The sequence below is a fragment of the Cupriavidus sp. C1SS-2L genome, assembly GCF_057073735.1.
In genome coordinates this window covers 779,010-794,694 of sequence record NZ_CP172708.1, presented here as the reverse complement: position 1 = coordinate 794,694, position 15,685 = coordinate 779,010, and the positions used below count along the sequence as shown (strand labels likewise).

Here is a 15,685-nt window from a genome sequence, read left to right as displayed (position 1 = left end):
CGCCCGTTGCGCCAAAGGCGTTATTTTGCCGGATCGCGGAGATGGCCGGCGCTATAATCACGCCGCCGCCACCAAAGGTGCGCCGTTCTGCCGTCCGGCGGCCTTGTCGCGCTTGCTCTTGGCGCCCGGCGCGTTCGTGCGCGAGGCCAGCCTTACCTGTCCTGCCTGAACTGTCCTGCAATAAGCCAGCCACGGTCCCGTTTGCCCGGAATCCCTTGTCAGCCACAGCCGCCCGCCGCCCGCGCATTGCCTACCTGATCACGAATTCGGAGATCGGTGGAGCACAGGCGCATGTGGCAGACCTGATGCAAGCAATGCGCCAGCATGCCGATGTGACCTTGCTGGCGGGTGGCGACGGGCACCTGTTCGCCACGGCGCAGGCGGCTGGCATTCCGGCCATACGCTTGCGCACGCTGGACAATGCGCTCTCTCCGGTGCGCGCGGTTCGGACCCTCCGAGAGTTGAATACCGCACTGCGACAGGTTGCACCCGACATCATCCATGCCCACAGCGCCAAGGCAGGCGCACTTGGGCGCGTCGCCGGCAGGATGCTGGGGATTCCTGTGATCTATACGGTGCACGGCTTCGCCTTCAAGCCCGCCGCGCCTTGGCGCCAGCGCCTCGCGGCGCGCGTGGCGGAATGGTTGCTAGCACCTTTGACCACCCGACTGATCTGCGTGGCGGACGGTGAACGCGAACTGGCGCGTAGCCTGCCGATCGCCGCGTCGCGTATCAGCGTCATCCGCAATGGGCTGGACGATGTGACAGCGCGCGCCACTCCTGGCGAGCCGCTACGCCGCATCGCCATGGTGGCGCGCTTTGCCCGCCCCAAACGCCCCGACGTCCTTCTGGACGCCTTTGCGCAGGCCGGGCTGACGGATTGCGAACTGGTCATGGCGGGCGATGGGCCGCAACTGGCGGCCATCCGCGCTCGGGCACAGGCCTTGGCGCCAGCACGTGTGGGCCTGCCGGGCAGTGTCCATGACGTCCCGGGCCTGCTGGCCTCGGCACAGGTGTTCGTGCTGGTTTCGGACCATGAGGCCTTCCCCCTGTCCGTGCTGGAAGCCATGCGGGCCGGCTTGCCAGTGATCGCCAGCGACCTGCCCGGCATCCGCGAACAACTCGATGATGGGCGTTGTGGCATCCTGCTGGAAGACAACCGCCCGCAAACCCTGGCGCGCGCGCTTCAGGCGCTGGCCGCCGACGCGCCCCGGCGCGAGGCTCTCGGCCGCCTGGCACGCCAGCGCTGGGAGCAACAGTTCGGCCTGACGCGCATGATCCAGGCCACCTGGGCCGTCTACCAGGACACGCTCGTCAGCGCCCCGCGCTACCAAGCGTCCGCACGACAACGCCATGCAGAAAACTGACAGCCTGCGCCGGCCCGCGGCCAGCCGCGCCACCGGCTCCGAAACCATCCGCCGCGCCAGCCGCATGCTGGCATGGGCCCTGTTCGGATTGCTGTTGTTCGGCATCAACATCGCCCTGGCCGAACTGGCCCAGCGCGCCGGCTTCGTGACCTACGTCTTCCATCGCACGCTGGTGTGGTCGATCGCGCCGTACCTGGCGGCTTTCGTCCTGCTGCACCGCTCGCTGCACCTGCCGGCGATGGAAGGCAACAGCCTCGCGGGGCTGGCCGCCACGCTACCTTTCGCGGCGTTGCTGTTCGTGTTTGCCGGCTTCCACATCGAATATTCGCGCGGCGCCTTCCTGCTGGCCTACTTCACCACGCTGGCCTGGATCTGGTTCGGCTACCGGCATTTCGTGCGCAACTATGTACCGGTCTTCGGCTATGCCGATGCTGCCGCGCTCGCTCAATTGGAAGCCATGCTCGCCATGCCCGGCGCGGCCCCGGCCGGCCGCACCCGCTTCCAGCCCATCAACTCGCTGGCCGAGGCCGTGAACTGCGACGGCCTGATGCTCGACCGCAACGCCGCGGCCGATCCCGAGCGTACCCGCGCCCTGGCCCAGTTAAAACTGAGCCATGTACGCATCTATTCGGTCGAGCGCGTCGGCGAGATGCTGACCGGCCGTGTGGGCCTGGCGCACATCGACGAGAATTTCCTCGACGATTACGCCGCGCATTACTTCTATGGCTACCTCAAGCGCGTGATCGACATCGGCACGGTAGTCTGCCTCGCTCCGCTTGCATTGCCGCTGGGACTGATCGTCGCGGCGGCCATCCGCCTGGAATCGCCGGGGCCTGCACTCTTCCGCCAGGTCCGCGCCGGCCTGCTGGGCAAACCCTTCACCATGCTCAAATTCCGCAGCATGGCTGTGGATAACTCAGGCAACGCGCAGTTTGCCGCGCGCCGGGACCCGCGGGTGACGGGCGTCGGCCGGTTCATCCGCAAATACCGACTCGATGAAATCCCGCAGCTGTGGAACGTGCTGATCGGCGACATGAGCCTGATCGGCCCCCGCCCTGAACAGATTCCGATGGTCGAGGACTTCGAGCGCACCATCGCCTACTACCCGTATCGCCATCTGGTGCGACCGGGTCTGTCCGGCTGGGCGCAGGTTCAGCAAGGGTATGTGGGCACGCACGAAGAAACCGTGACCAAGCTCAGCTACGACCTCTACTACGTCAAGCATTGCTCGTTTGCGCTGGACCTGCTGATTGCCCTGAAGACGATGCAGACGATCCTGACCGGGTACGGTGCCCGGTGACGGTGCAAGCATCGACCGGCATGCCCGCGCAACGGCCCATGCGGATCCTGCTACTTTGTACCGGCCTCAAGATGGGTGGCGCGGAACAGCAGATTGCCGCGCTTGCACGGCAATTCTTGCGTGACGGGCATGCGGTGGCAGTTGTAAGCCTGACGGCGGAGCAAGAGGTATCGTTGCCCGAGGGCGCCACTGTGCTGCACCTCGGCATGCGCAAGACTTTGCCGTCGTTTGCGAGGTCGCTATGGCGGCTGAATCGGTTTGTACGGCAGTGGCGACCCGATGTCATCCACGCCCATATGGTCCACGCCAATCTTGCTGCGCGAGTCCTCGCGGCAGTGACCGACGCACCGCAGGTGCTGTGCTCGGCGCACAGTGCGCGCGAAGGGGGACGGGTCCGCATGCTCGCCTATCGCCTGACCGACCGGTGGGCGGCGCTGACCACGCATGTCAGCGAGGCAGGACGACAGGCCATGATTGCAGCCGGCGCCGTCGCTCCGGAACGCATCCGCGTTGTGCCCAACGGCATCGACACCGCTCTTTTCCGTCCAGATCCAGCACGGCGGCAGTCGACGCGCGCAGCGTTGGGCGTGGACGCAGACACGCGAGTCATCATCAACGTGGGCCGGCTGGTGCCCGAGAAGGCCCAGCACGTTCTGATCGAAGCCTTTGCGCGATTGGTGCGCCAAGCAGATTCCGCAACGCCATCGGGAGCCAGGCGCTTGTTCATCGTAGGAGCGGGTCCGGTACGAAGCACGCTCGAGGCGACCATCGACCGCGTCGGCGTGCAGAGTGTCGTCACATTGCTGGGCATGCGCAACGACGTACCGGCGTTGCTCAATGCCGCCGACGTGTTCGCCTTGTCTTCCGATATTGAAGGCATGCCGCTTGTGATTGGCGAAGCGCTGGCCAGCGGCTGTGCCGTGGTGGCCACAGATGCGGCAGGCGTAGCGGAACTGCTCGGCGATGCCGGGAAGATCGTGCCTTGCGGTAACGTAGAGGCATTGGCTGACGCCCTCGACCGGGCCACGGAGTGCGGCGTCGGCACGTCAGGGGAACAGATGGCCCGACGTCAGCGCATTGTGGACAAGTTCAGCCTCGAAGCCGTCGCCCGGCAATGGATCGATTGCTACGCCGGGCTGGCCGGTGTAGCAGGCAACGGCATACCGGAGCCTGCGCGATGAGGAGACAAGTTGCGAGCAACCTCGCATGGATGCTGATGGAGCGCGGCCTGCAGGTCGCGGGCGGCATCGGCATCGTCGCCATGCTGGCACGGGGGCTGGGGCCGGAGGGATTTGCGCATTTCCAGTATGCGCAGGCCGTGGTGTATATCGCTGCGTCGGTGGCGTTGATTTGCGGTGGTGAAGTCGTGATTCCGCGGTTGGTGGCGAATACCGATCCGGTGGCGCAGCATCGGTTGGTGGTGCATGCGTTCGGGTTGAGGTTTGGGGCTGGGGTGTTGGCGTATCTGATGATGGGTACTTTCCTGTTCGTCACCAGACAAGAGGCAGAAGCATGGGCACCGGCATTAATACTTGGCCTAGCGGTCCTGTTGCGCGAGCCCTTCGGCGTAGCAACCGCATGGATGCAGGCGCGAACATGGGTACGTCCGAATACGGTGTTCAGTCTCGCGTCACTGAGTGCCAAGATCGGCTGTGTGGCACTACTGTTTTGGCTAGGCAGTCAAAGCGTTACCGCATTCGCGGGCGCCTTCGCGCTTGAGCCCGCCATCGCCGCTATCTTGCTGACTCATTACTATCTGGTGCGGGCTCCGCGGACGCGTGTAGAAGCCGATCCCTCATTGGCCCGCGAACTTTTTCATAGCGGCGCACTGTTCTGGGTCAGCTTCGTGCTGATGATGGCGTCACGCCGCGTCGACCAGCTTTTGCTCCAGCCGCTCGTGCCCCTGGACGAGTACGGCGCTTATGCGGCCAGCATGCAGGTATTGGACAATTTTGTGGTCGTCGCCAGCATACTGGCTGCGGGAATCGCTCCCACGTATGTCTATGCCCAGCCAACGCTGAATCAGGTGCGGCGAAATATCGTGAAGATTTCCGCGGGTATGCTGGCGATCGGGGCAACCGGTGCGCTTCTCATTGCCGCGAGCGCCAACTGGATCGTTCATCTGCTCTATGGCTCGGCGTTCGCATCGGCGGCAAATCTGCTGCAGCTTGCTGCTATCGCTTCCGCCCTGGTATTCGCAGATGTTGCCCTGACTTTGCTGCCGATTTATATGCGCCGTCCGCAATTAGTAGCCATCAAGTGGGGCATCGTATTTGCTTCCACCATCGCAATTGATGTTATTGCCATTCCAAAGCTAGGGGCGCGAGGCGCGATCCTAGGATATGCCGTGGCTAATCTATTGGCCGTCCTCTTCGGGATTGGAATCTGGCTACGCCAGGTACAGGGCACATCAACGACTCACGAGGCTCAGGCATGAGCCGACATGTTTGCTTCCTGACGGGAACGCTGAATGCCATGGCAGGTGCGGAAAGGATGACCGCCGTGATTGCCAACGGGCTGGCCGAACTCGGGCATACCGTCAGCATCCTGAGCCTGTGGGACCCGTCAAGCTGCTTCCCGCTGCATCCAAGTATCCGGCACGAGGCCTTGTTCGAGCATCGCCCCTCATTCAAGCGGAAGTACTTCGCGACCGTGGCCGGGATCCGCCGTTACTGCCGGACGCGCAAGGTCGATGTACTAGTGCAGGTTGACACCATGCTATCGCTGTTCACGCTGCCGGCTACGTTGGGCCTAGGTGTCAAGCAGATTGCGTGGGAGCATTGCCATTTTGATGAGGATCTTGGCAAGCCGGTCCGGCGATGGGCTCGAAGGCTGGCAGCGCGGTACTGCTCGTATGTGGTGGTGCTGACGGAGCGGGATCGCCGCCGGTGGCTGGGGGTACTGCGGCCCCACAGCAACGTCGTGGTGATTCCCAATCCCTTGCCGTTTCCGGTTCCCGAGACTCCAGCGCCCCGTCTAGGGACGACTGTACTCGCAATGGGTCGCCTGGTCGCCGCCAAGGGATTTGATGTGCTGCTGAATTCGTGGCGGGAGGTTGTGGCCGAGGAGCCAGAGTGGAAGCTGGTGATCCACGGCGAGGGTGAAGAGCGAACGTCACTTGCTGCCCTGATCGACAAGCTGGGGTTACAAAACAGTGTTAGCCTGCCGGGAATTTGTGACGATGTGGAACAGGCTTACCATTCGGCTTCAATTTTTTGCCTGAGTTCGCGTTATGAAGGCTTCGGCTTGGTGTTGATTGAAGCAATGGCGTTTGGCTTACCGGTCGTGTCGACGAATTGTGAGGCGGGGCCAAGAGAGATCATCGTAGACGGGGAGAATGCCGTTGTCGTGCCTTTGGGTGATGCCAAGGCGCTCGCTAGCGGCCTGCTGCGGGTAATTCGGAGGCCAGATGAGGCTGCAAGGCTGGGTCTGGGCGGTAGGAGAAGAGTGTCTAAGTTCAAGCTAGCCGCCATAGTCGAGCAATGGAATGGAATAACCAATTTCCAAGAAAACCGGAACTAGCGCCGCCACTCTCTTATAATCTCCGTCAATGCAGTTTTGGAGTTTATAGAAATGGTCAAGAAGGCAGCACTCTGCTTCTTCATCGTGGCTGCTTGCAGCCCGCACGCTAACGCTGTGACGCATGCAGATGCGGCGAAGCAGATCGGGAAGACGCTGGGCATTTCGCTTACAGACGATCGTGAGCACCTATATGGACTTTTCCCTTCTATCTTTCCCGGTGGCTATGAAGGTGTCGAGGATGTCGCCTATCCTGACAAGCAAGCGACGCTTGAGGAAATCGTCGTCACGCTGGTCCGATGGACTGGATGGGATACTGTTCGATACAGCCTTCGGATGGCGGAAAAGGTAAAGCCATATGTCACTCGTAAGGGCTTCCCGTACTATGCCCCGGACCCAACACCGCGATCGATCCCCAGCGTCGTTGTGGCCCTAGAGAGGGGGCTAATTAAGGAGGCCGATTTGCCGCGCCTTCAGAAGAAGGTTTCTGCAAGCGAAATTTCCTTGTTGTGTTCATTAGCCAAACGACTGAGGACTAATGCGCCACGAATCGGTACAGTTTCGTCAGACTATCAAACAGTACCGTTTCTCACCATGCCAACCGGCGATCCGTCACTCTTGTTGCTGCAGCCAGGGTTCACCGATTACAGATCACTCAAGGGCCGACAAGCAACGGTTGTCGATCTTGCCGCACCAAATATCCGGATTTTTAATCCCGGGTCCAAACTCTCGGGAGGCAAGCAGGATTATTTCCCTCTTGGAACGCTGCATTCCACACTTTCCGTGGGGGTATACACAGACAAAAACAGTTACAGTCACCAGTCTGAAGCGATCTACGGTGTAGCCGAAAATTCGTCCCCTACGGTCAATGCTGTGGGTATTTGGGGTTCCGCAAGTTCGCTAGCGGCGAAATCCCGCGTATGGGCTGGCTTCTTCTCGGCAGAAACGTCTAAAGGAGAGGACAAAGATGCTCAGATAGTCGGCCTCGAAGTTGACGCGTTGAACTATGCGAAACCAGGCGATGCGCCTAACGCTAGCAAGTCCGGAATTCAAGTCGTTGGAATTGGGACAGCATCTCTCACCAACGCGATAGAGATCATTGGGGCAGGCGCAGGGAAATGGGTGAACGGCATCAATTTCGCACCCGACGCAATAACGCCCCAAGGCGCCTATCTTGGCGCCTCTCCAAGTAATAGTCCGATTGCCAGAGGGATCGATCTCCAGAACGTCACCTTCACAGATGGAGCTCTACTGATTGGACAAAAATCTGCCATCACTTTTGCAAATAAGACTGGTGAGAAAAGCGCTATTCTCACAGATGATTCAAACCACTTACTTCTTCGCGCAGGAGAAAATGGCATTCGTTTCATCAATTCCACAAGCGACAAGGATCTACTGACTATCAAGTCAGACGGCGATCTGGTTAGCGGTTATGGATCCATGCGCGAGATGCGCGATGATACTGCTAGGCTGAAAATTGAAGTTGCAGCCTTAAACGTGGCCGTTAGTCGTCCGGGACTGCGCCGCTACCTCATGCCCGGCGCGTTGGTATTGTCAATGCTGATAAACCTAGCTTCAGTCGTCCTTCTATGGAGAGTCTGGAGAGGAAGAAATCCGCCTAGCACTCCGAAAGCTGCCTAGCCTTCGAGGCAGCTTTTGACCCAAGAATTCCGACTGAGTCTCGTCGATGAAGCCTGCAACTGAGCGCCATGGAAGCGGTAAAAGACAATTGGCAGCCGTCTGCATGACCTTTTATCAATGAAGGCGGCAGAGCCTCGCCCGGGGCGTTGGCAAGTTTCATTGGCGAGGACTTAAAGTACCGATGCACACATCGCCTTGCGCGAGCTCAGCCCCCCATTACCCGATTACCCGATTACCCGATTACCCGATTCCCGATTCCCCATTCCCCATTCCCCATTCCCCATTCCCCATTCCCCATTCCCCATTCCCCATTCCCCGATTCCCGATTCCCCGATTCCCCGATTCCCCGATTCCCCGATTCCCCGATTCCCCGATTCCCCATTCCCCGATTCCCCATTCCCCGATTCCCCGATTCCCCGATTCCCCGATTCCCCGATTCCCCGATTCCCCGATTCGCAACCAACTATAGACTCTACAGCCCTGAAAACCATCGCCTTCCTCGCCTCAGGAATCTTGCTGCATTGTGCATAATACACAGGTGCACTACGGTGAGAGCGAGAAAACCCAGAAATAGCATATTTTCGGGAACGCCTACGCGCCAACCGAGCACTCCAATCAGGCCCAACATCGCGTTGCTCCCGACTATAAATACTACCGTCAGTCCAGGCCGCGAATTCATGCGTAGCAGGATGTGGTGCACGTGAGTCCGATCAGCCGAAAGTGGATTCCTGCCAGAGATGACCCGCCGTCCAACCACCGCTAGTAGATCGATCAACAGAAATCCGACAACCCATAGCATCACCACCGGCGGAGCCGCTTTACCGAAATTGTATTGTGGTTGTGAAAGCTGTACGGAGAACCAGACGATGGCGTAGCCCAGTGCAAGACTGCCAGCATCCCCTAGAAATACGCGAAGCCTAGAAAAAAATACCTTGTTATGGAAATTGAAAAGCAGGAAACCAAAAATGGTGCCACACAAAATCAAGCATATCCGCTGCGCCATGAGGTTACCTAAGTCACCCGCGATTACCGCAAACCACGCGAACATTGCGAAGGCCAAGCCCCCAGCCAAACCATCCAATCCATCGCTCATGTTCATGGCATTAACAATGGCGAGCACCGCAAGCAAGGTTAGCGGAATCGACCAGTCGGCCAACATGATTTCCTTGTGCCCGAGCAAGTCGCCGAGAGACGACAGGTGGACTCCGCCCCACGAAGTCATCAAAATGGCGGAAAAGAACTGCACCGCCAGTCGAATCATTGGGGAAACTCCACGCAAATCGTCCATCATACCGACCAGCACCAGTGGCAAAATGCCGCCAAGCAACGCAGCATAAATGCCAAGCGGGCGTACAAGGGCCGCCATCATCAGTGCCAGAGCAAGGGTAATACCGATTCCGCCGACTAGTGGCACTACACCTGAATGGCGTTTACGCCCCCCTGGCCTGTCCACCAGATCAGCTGCGATTGCTATGGGCCGGACCAGTAAGATTGCGATCACACTGACAGCGAAGGCAAAGGCCGGAACCCAGAAATATTCGAACATGTTCCCGAAATCAAGGAGCAGAAGCTGTACCGTGCCGCGAAAGCCCACAGAACCTGCGGTAGGATGAAGAGCAGAAAAGCTTGGCAAGACTGTGCAGATGCCACCATAAATAACGCGCGTTGCGCCGGCTGTCGCGCCGGGCTTCATGCTCCACTACGGCGTCGACAGTCCAACTCACCTGCCACCCTTTCAAATGGGCACGCAAGCAAATGTCGACATCCTCGCAATAGAGATGGAAGCGCTCGTCAAAACCACCCAGATCGCGATAGGCAGCAACATCAAACATCAGACACATACCTGCCATCCAGTCAACGCGCTGGATGCGGTCGGCCCGGTAGTCCGCAACACACGTCCCACCCAGATGCCGGCCGAGCAGACGTCGAACCGTAGGCATACGACGCGCACTATCTTCCAGACCGCCAGCTGGATTAACAACTTTCGGGCCTGCAACACCGGGGGCAATATGCAACTGCCTGAGTAGCGCAGAAAAAGGATTACCCTCCAATCGGACGTCTGGATTCATCACACAAAAAAATCGGCCCCGAGCCAGTGCGAAGGCGGCGTTGTGGTTTGCACCAAAGCCCTTTGGCTCAACATTAACGACGTAATCGATTGATAAACCACTTCCGTCAAAACGGCTGGCATGCGGTGCGCCACAGTTTTCTGTGAGCACGACATGGATAGGCAACTCCCGGGAAACGGCGGCCAATTGCTCCATTAAGGGCTGCAAAAGCGCAGCCTGACCATGACTAACGATTGAAACAGTCAGCTGCGGATCGAAATCGCGGTGCATTCAATAGGCCCCCATGCGACCGAGCAGGCCGTGCCAGATACCCCGGAGCATCATGCCGCAGCGCCGCGCCCGCGGCGGAACTGTTAGGCCAAAGAACACCAAAAACTGCAAAAGCCTGCCAAATTGCGCAAGCCTCCAGTTCCAGGTCATTGGGGATTGCCGCAGCATATATACCGTATTCCTCAGCATGTAGTAATCACGCTGTGGCGAATGCACCGACACCTCGCGCCACCGACCGAACCAGACTTTAATAACACGGTCCCCCAGGACATGATGCAAATGTGCACCGCATATACCGAAAATCTGCCACCCCGCCATGCGAGCCCGCAGACACCATTCCGTGTCGACATGGTCGATGAAGAGACCTTCGTTCATTCCGCCGAGTGCGTCTATGACCGCCAAAGGTATCAAGCAACCGGAGGCAATCAAGAAATCCACCTCCATCATCTCGTCATTGCCGGAGCATCCCACCTGGCGAACTCGCCCCCAACGCACCCGTATGAACCTCCCAAAAGTGCCGGTCCGTCGGTCCACCGAAACTGGCCCTACCGCCGCAACGCGCGCGCCGCCTGCCGCTAGTTCGCACTGAGCATCGACTAGCCGATCCACCATATCCGGGGCGGGCAGACTATCCTGGTCGAACAGCACCACATATTCAAAACCGCTTGACCCAGCACGCACGATACCAATATTCTGGGCTGCAGCAATGCCCAGATTGGCCGCAAGCGGAACCAGTTGAATGCTCCTATCCCGAGTGAGTTCCTTGAGGCATTCAGCGAATTCCGGTCCGGATCCATTGTCAACCAGGAAGACCTTTCCGACCTGAGGCAAAAGCGCAAGCAGCAACTGCTGCAATGCGTTTTTCTCAGGCCGAAAGGTCACTACCACAGCGCCGACGCGCTCAGCATGGCGGAGCCTTTCCGGCATAGTGTCTGACACGCCAGAAACCCTCTGACTGCGTTGCCCCGCGCTTTCCATAATCGAGCAGCGCGCATTCATCCCCTTACAGATAGCCGCACAGACGCTGCATCACCATGTGACCAAAGATGGCATGAACATCTTCCGCGATTTGCATGTCGTCCACGTCCGCCCACAGCACATGGTGTGCAATTTCTTTCAGCTTGCCGCCCCGATATCCGCACAGGCCGAGTGTCACAGCGTCGTTGTCATTCGCGTACTGCACCGCGCGAATCACGTTCTCCGAATTGCCGCTGCCGGAGATGGCGATCACCAAATCACCTGGTGCCATGATGTTCTTCAGCTGTTCGACGAATACGTCCTGAAAGGAAATATCATTTGCATAGGCCATAACCAAGCCCATGTTATCGACCAGCGAGCGGCCGCGGAACGGCTTGCCGCCGTGCATGAACACACTCTTGTTCCAGTCGGTGATGAAGTGCAACGCGGTCATCGAGCTACCGCCGTTACCGAGCGTAATAATCTGTTTTCCAGCCTGCCACGCGTCAGCCACAACCTGAACCGCATGATCGATCTCATCGCGATCGATCACCGAGAGCTGTTTGATGAGCTTTCCTAGATAGGACTCAGCAATGCCTTTAGATGTAGTCATAATCAACCCTTTGCTATATATCGCTGTAATCTCAATGATAGAAAATGATGCGGCTGCCGAGCGGTTCAAAGCCAATCGGGATGGATCGCAAGTCGGGCAGCGCAGCCTTGATCCGTTCGTGTTTTTCCTTTGGCGCGTACAACATCAGGAAGCCCCCTGCACCGGCGCCAAGAATCTTTCCTCCGGTCGCACCGGCCCTGCAGGCGGCATCGTACCAGTCGTCGATAAATGAGGTGCTAATGCCACTGGTGATGCTCTTCTTGAGCATCCAGTTTTCATGGAGTATCTCGCCAAAAGCATCAACGTTGTTGTTCTGTAGTTCGTCTCGCATGTCGTATGCAAGCTGCACCATGCGCACCAGCGTTCGATGCTTGGCCTCATCGTTGGCAATGTCTTCCGACTGCTGCTTCAGCAGGGCCGACGCACTGCGAGTAATGCCGGTGTAGAACAGCAAAACATTGCTCTCCAATTCCTTCACAGTGCGCGGATCACAGATAAGCGGCGACACTACGACCGAATCGTCCGGACAGAACTCGATCAAATTGAAGCCACCAAACGCGGCGGCGTATTGGTCCTGCTTACCGATCGGTTCACCGCACATCTCGATCTCAATCTTGCAACTGTCTTCACCTAGCCGTTCGCTGGAAACATAGCGCCCTTTGAAGGCATTCAGGGCGTTCAATAACCCGACAGTGAACGAACTGGATGAACCCAGCCCGGTTCCCTTAGACGGGATGTCCGCGATGGTCGTAATTTCTACACCGCCCTGCAGTTCCAGCAAGTGCATACTCGCGCGCACCAGTCGATGCTCGATCTGGTCGACGGAACCGACTTCCTCATTCTTCGAGTAGGCGATTCGGATGCCATTGTCGAACTTCTTGTTGACGTTGACATAGACGTACTTGTCAATCGCCGTACTCAACACTGCACCTTTCTGTCTGCGATAGAAGGCTGGGAGGTCGCTACCACCTCCGACGAAGCTCATGCGAAGTGGGGTTCTGCTGATAATCATGCTATTAGGCTCCGTTCAGAGAGAATGCGTCCATATCGACAAGCCTGGCAGCGGTTGCCGATTCAGCTACAAATGGTACCTCCTCGACATTGCGGGCCTGGTATATAGCCTCCGCGGTCGATTCATCCAAGCCCCGCAGCCGGTACTCCCTCACGACTCTGGCACGCCGACGGTTCTCATCCAGATCCACAAAAAGACGGTGCTGCGCTGGCTGCCGAAGTGCCAGGGCCACGACGCCCTCAATGACAACAATGTCGTCAACTAGCAACTCGATTTGCTCCACATCCTGGACCTGCCGCCGTTGACGCTTGTGATAGCCAGGTAGCGACAGCGTGACCGCCCCACTCCGTTCGCGAAGTGCCTGCACGAAGGCCTCCAAGGCGGGTAAGTCATGCCTGCCTTCGACTCCTTCGCTGCGCTGCCCGTCGCTGCGCAGCCATCTGTCCGTTGATATCACGTGACAGCGCTTTCCTGCCATTTGCAGGCCTTCTCGCAACGCACTGGCAAAGGAGCTCTTGCCACTTCGCGATTGCCCACCGACGACGACCAGCTCACCGCAATTGATTGCGTGCGCCAAGGGCGTTACCAAGGCCATCAGCTTCGGGTGAGTTTCGAGAATGAAATCGACTGCCGCAGGCAAGTCCGGAACGATGTAATCGGGCGTCACCCAGTACTTCTGATCCATACCAGCATAGCCAGTCTCGACCAAGATGGAACGCACCCCAGCGCGTCGCGCGGCAAGCAGATCGGATGTTGTATCGCCGATCATCCACGACCGTTCGCGGGAGACATTAAGTTCGCGCACAGCCGCCTCGATCATGCCGGTCTTCGGCTTGCGGCATTCGCAGTCAATCTTCAATTCTGCCACTTCTCCCGCGAAGCCCATATCGGGATGATGTGGACAGTAGTAGATTCTATCTACGAAGGCGCCTTCGCGGCCCAGCAACGTCTCAAGCTTGTTGTGGATCTGCCGCAGTGTGTCAGATGAGCATTCCCCTCTCGCCACCACAGGCTGATTGGTCACCACGCACACTCGGTGCTCGGAGCGATTGAGCCGGCGAATGGCCTGCTCAACACCCGGCAGCAACTCTAGCTGCTCGGGTGAATTCAGATGATCGACCTCGCGATTCAAGGTGCCATCGCGATCGAGGAACACCGCCATCTGCTTGGTGTCCAACGCAGCGCGGTGGATGCGTCCTGAACTGAAATCGGAACACACCTTGTCGATGCGCGTCGGCGTACCGCAGTCTTTGATGTACTCGGGGCTGTTATAGCCACGCAGTGTCAGTCCGCGCTGAATCATCGCAGGGAACAGCTCCTTGCCAAAATCCAGCATGCCCTCGTGGCCGCGCCAGGGCTCTAAGGCCGATCGGCGCAACCAGTAAAGAGCCGCATTAACCAAGTTAGGGTAATAGCGACCGGTGTCGTGTGGATAAGGGTAGAAGCCGGACACATTGCCATCCTCATCGATCTCCACCAGGTCCGAGTCCTGAGGGTGGTCGTTGGGGTGCAGGAACAGCGTGGCTGCGACGTCCCGTCCAGCTGCGTGATACCGGTGGAATCGATCCAGGTCCACTTCCAGCATGGTATCGCCATACATCAGCAGAAACTCTTCGTCGAGGCGCTCCAGGATCTGCAGCACGGCTCCGGCGGTCCCGCGAGGCTCGCCATCGTCGATGCACTCGATCTGCAGGCCCCAATTGTCCTTGCTTGCGCAGTACTCAGCGATACTTTCGGCGCGGTAGTTCACCAAGATCAGCACACGTTCGAAGCCGAATCGCTTGGCAAGCAATATCTGCCGCTCCAGCAGTGGGACGCCGCATACGTCAATCAACGGCTTGGGTAGATCGCCGAGTCGCTCGCGTAGCCGGGTGCCCTTACCACCCGCCAGAATTACGACCTGCTTCATCCCCGCGACGCCTCCTGAGCCACAATCTGGCGCACCGCTTTGCGCACGGCCTCAGACGAACCCAGCTTGGGCTTCCAACCCAGAGCCTTGAGCTTATCGACCGAGTAAACGAAGCGAGGTACGTCGCCAACCCATCCCTTATTACCCTCGCCGTAGGTAATGCTGGCACCCGGCGAGCATTCGCGCACCGTTTCCTCTGCGATGAATCGCACGGTCACACCCTCGTCGCCGGCACCGATATTGAACACCGCAACTTTCTCGGTAGCGGCCTCGCGAATAAACAGCATCGCGTCCACAAGTTCCTCAACGTGCAAGTACCCCTTCTGTTGTGTGCCGTTACCGAGTACATCGAGGTTGCCGGGTGTGACAGCCAGCTTGCGCACGAAGTCCAGCATGACGCCATGGGTAGCGGGCACGCCGATCACATTGGGGAATCGAAACATAAAGGCGCGCTGCAAATGGCTTTCCGCCGCCGCACTGATTGCGGCCTCCGAGGCCAGCTTCATCGCACCGTAATTGGAGATGGGCAGTAGCGGGCCGATTTCCTCAACTAAAGGGCGATCGCCCAAATCGCCATAGATCGCTGAGCTGGATGCGAAGGCAATCACAGGCACCTTGGCTGCCTTCATCAGTTCCAGGGTGTTGAAGGTGGTCATGAAGGTATCGCGCAGATCGACATTCGCATCATGAACGCCCGCTGGGATATCGGAGTTGGCCGCCATGTGCCAGACCTCGGTGATCGGATCGCGCGCATGAAAGGCGTTGAAGACGGCACGATAGGTTTCGAGGTCTGCCATATCAACCTCTGCAAACCCGAAGCATGGATGATCGATGACCTTGGCGAGGTTTTCGCGTGTTCCTCGGCACAGGTTGTCCACGCCGAAAACCGTATATCCTTTTCCGATCAGTTGCTCAGCCAGATTGCAGCCGACGAATCCGGCAATGCCAGTAATCAAAATACTCACGTTACCCTGCTCTGATTTGTTGGTATATCAAGCGCGTGCCGATGTCCGGCCGCGCGCCATAAA

13 protein-coding genes are annotated in these 15,685 nt (G+C 58.6%); 6 read left to right on the top strand and 7 right to left on the bottom strand.

Annotated elements, in window-relative coordinates; translation table 11 throughout:
• Positions 1-215: 215 nt before the first annotated feature.
• Genes ACIGJG_RS03690 through ACIGJG_RS03665 form a run of 6 tightly spaced genes read left to right on the top strand, consistent with a single transcriptional unit; the run spans position 216 to position 7,827 of the window.
• A complete protein-coding gene (locus tag ACIGJG_RS03690; protein ID WP_483672780.1) occupies positions 216-1,367 on the top strand; it encodes a glycosyltransferase family 4 protein in 1,152 nt (383 codons plus the stop codon).
• Positions 1,354-2,667 carry a sugar transferase gene (locus tag ACIGJG_RS03685; RefSeq protein ID WP_011296928.1) on the top strand — a complete coding sequence of 438 codons (1,314 nt, stop codon included), beginning with the start codon at positions 1,354-1,356 and terminating at the stop codon, positions 2,665-2,667. Before ACIGJG_RS03690 ends, ACIGJG_RS03685 begins: the two co-directional genes overlap by 14 nt.
• A gap of 38 nt (positions 2,668-2,705) precedes the next feature.
• The gene (locus tag ACIGJG_RS03680) at positions 2,706-3,848 is read left to right on the top strand and encodes a glycosyltransferase (RefSeq protein ID WP_483672779.1); all 1,143 of its coding nucleotides are present in this window, start codon (positions 2,706-2,708) and stop codon (positions 3,846-3,848) included.
• Positions 3,845-5,104, top strand: a complete 1,260-nt coding sequence (locus ACIGJG_RS03675; RefSeq protein ID WP_483672778.1) for a lipopolysaccharide biosynthesis protein — start codon at positions 3,845-3,847, stop codon at positions 5,102-5,104. The genes ACIGJG_RS03680 and ACIGJG_RS03675 overlap by 4 nt, the downstream gene beginning before the upstream one ends.
• Positions 5,101-6,189, top strand: coding sequence for a glycosyltransferase family 4 protein (locus ACIGJG_RS03670; protein WP_483672777.1), 1,089 nt, complete (start codon positions 5,101-5,103; stop codon positions 6,187-6,189). The genes ACIGJG_RS03675 and ACIGJG_RS03670 overlap by 4 nt, the downstream gene beginning before the upstream one ends.
• A gap of 51 nt (positions 6,190-6,240) precedes the next feature.
• The gene (locus ACIGJG_RS03665; RefSeq protein WP_483672776.1) at positions 6,241-7,827 is read left to right on the top strand and encodes a hypothetical protein; all 1,587 of its coding nucleotides are present in this window, start codon (positions 6,241-6,243) and stop codon (positions 7,825-7,827) included.
• A gap of 472 nt (positions 7,828-8,299) precedes the next feature.
• Here the strand turns inward: ACIGJG_RS03665 and ACIGJG_RS03660 are convergent, their stop codons facing one another.
• The 7 genes from ACIGJG_RS03660 to ACIGJG_RS03630 all read right to left on the bottom strand — a co-directional run bounded on the left by ACIGJG_RS03660 (position 8,300) and on the right by ACIGJG_RS03630 (position 15,622).
• A complete protein-coding gene (locus ACIGJG_RS03660; protein ID WP_483672775.1) occupies positions 8,300-9,373 on the bottom strand; it encodes an MraY family glycosyltransferase in 1,074 nt (357 codons plus the stop codon).
• Positions 9,374-9,383: 10 nt separating this feature from the next.
• Complete coding sequence (locus ACIGJG_RS03655; RefSeq protein WP_483672774.1) at positions 9,384-10,166, bottom strand: glycosyltransferase; 783 nt, start codon at positions 10,164-10,166, stop codon at positions 9,384-9,386.
• Positions 10,167-11,021 carry a glycosyltransferase family 2 protein gene (locus ACIGJG_RS03650; protein WP_483672772.1) on the bottom strand — a complete coding sequence of 285 codons (855 nt, stop codon included), beginning with the start codon at positions 11,019-11,021 and terminating at the stop codon, positions 10,167-10,169.
• A 148-nt stretch (positions 11,022-11,169) separates the two neighbouring features.
• Positions 11,170-11,736: an SIS domain-containing protein gene (locus ACIGJG_RS03645; RefSeq protein ID WP_483672771.1), complete on the bottom strand. Its 567-nt coding sequence runs from the start codon at positions 11,734-11,736 to the stop codon at positions 11,170-11,172.
• Between the two features lie 31 nt (positions 11,737-11,767).
• On the bottom strand, positions 11,768-12,748 hold the full coding sequence (locus ACIGJG_RS03640) for a GHMP family kinase ATP-binding protein (protein WP_483672769.1): 981 nt from the start codon (positions 12,746-12,748) through the stop codon (positions 11,768-11,770).
• Between the two features lie 4 nt (positions 12,749-12,752).
• Positions 12,753-14,657: an HAD-IIIA family hydrolase gene (locus ACIGJG_RS03635; protein ID WP_483672768.1), complete on the bottom strand. Its 1,905-nt coding sequence runs from the start codon at positions 14,655-14,657 to the stop codon at positions 12,753-12,755.
• On the bottom strand, positions 14,654-15,622 hold the full coding sequence (locus tag ACIGJG_RS03630) for an NAD-dependent epimerase/dehydratase family protein (RefSeq protein WP_483672767.1): 969 nt from the start codon (positions 15,620-15,622) through the stop codon (positions 14,654-14,656). Before ACIGJG_RS03630 ends, ACIGJG_RS03635 begins: the two co-directional genes overlap by 4 nt.
• Positions 15,623-15,685 lie beyond the last annotated feature (63 nt).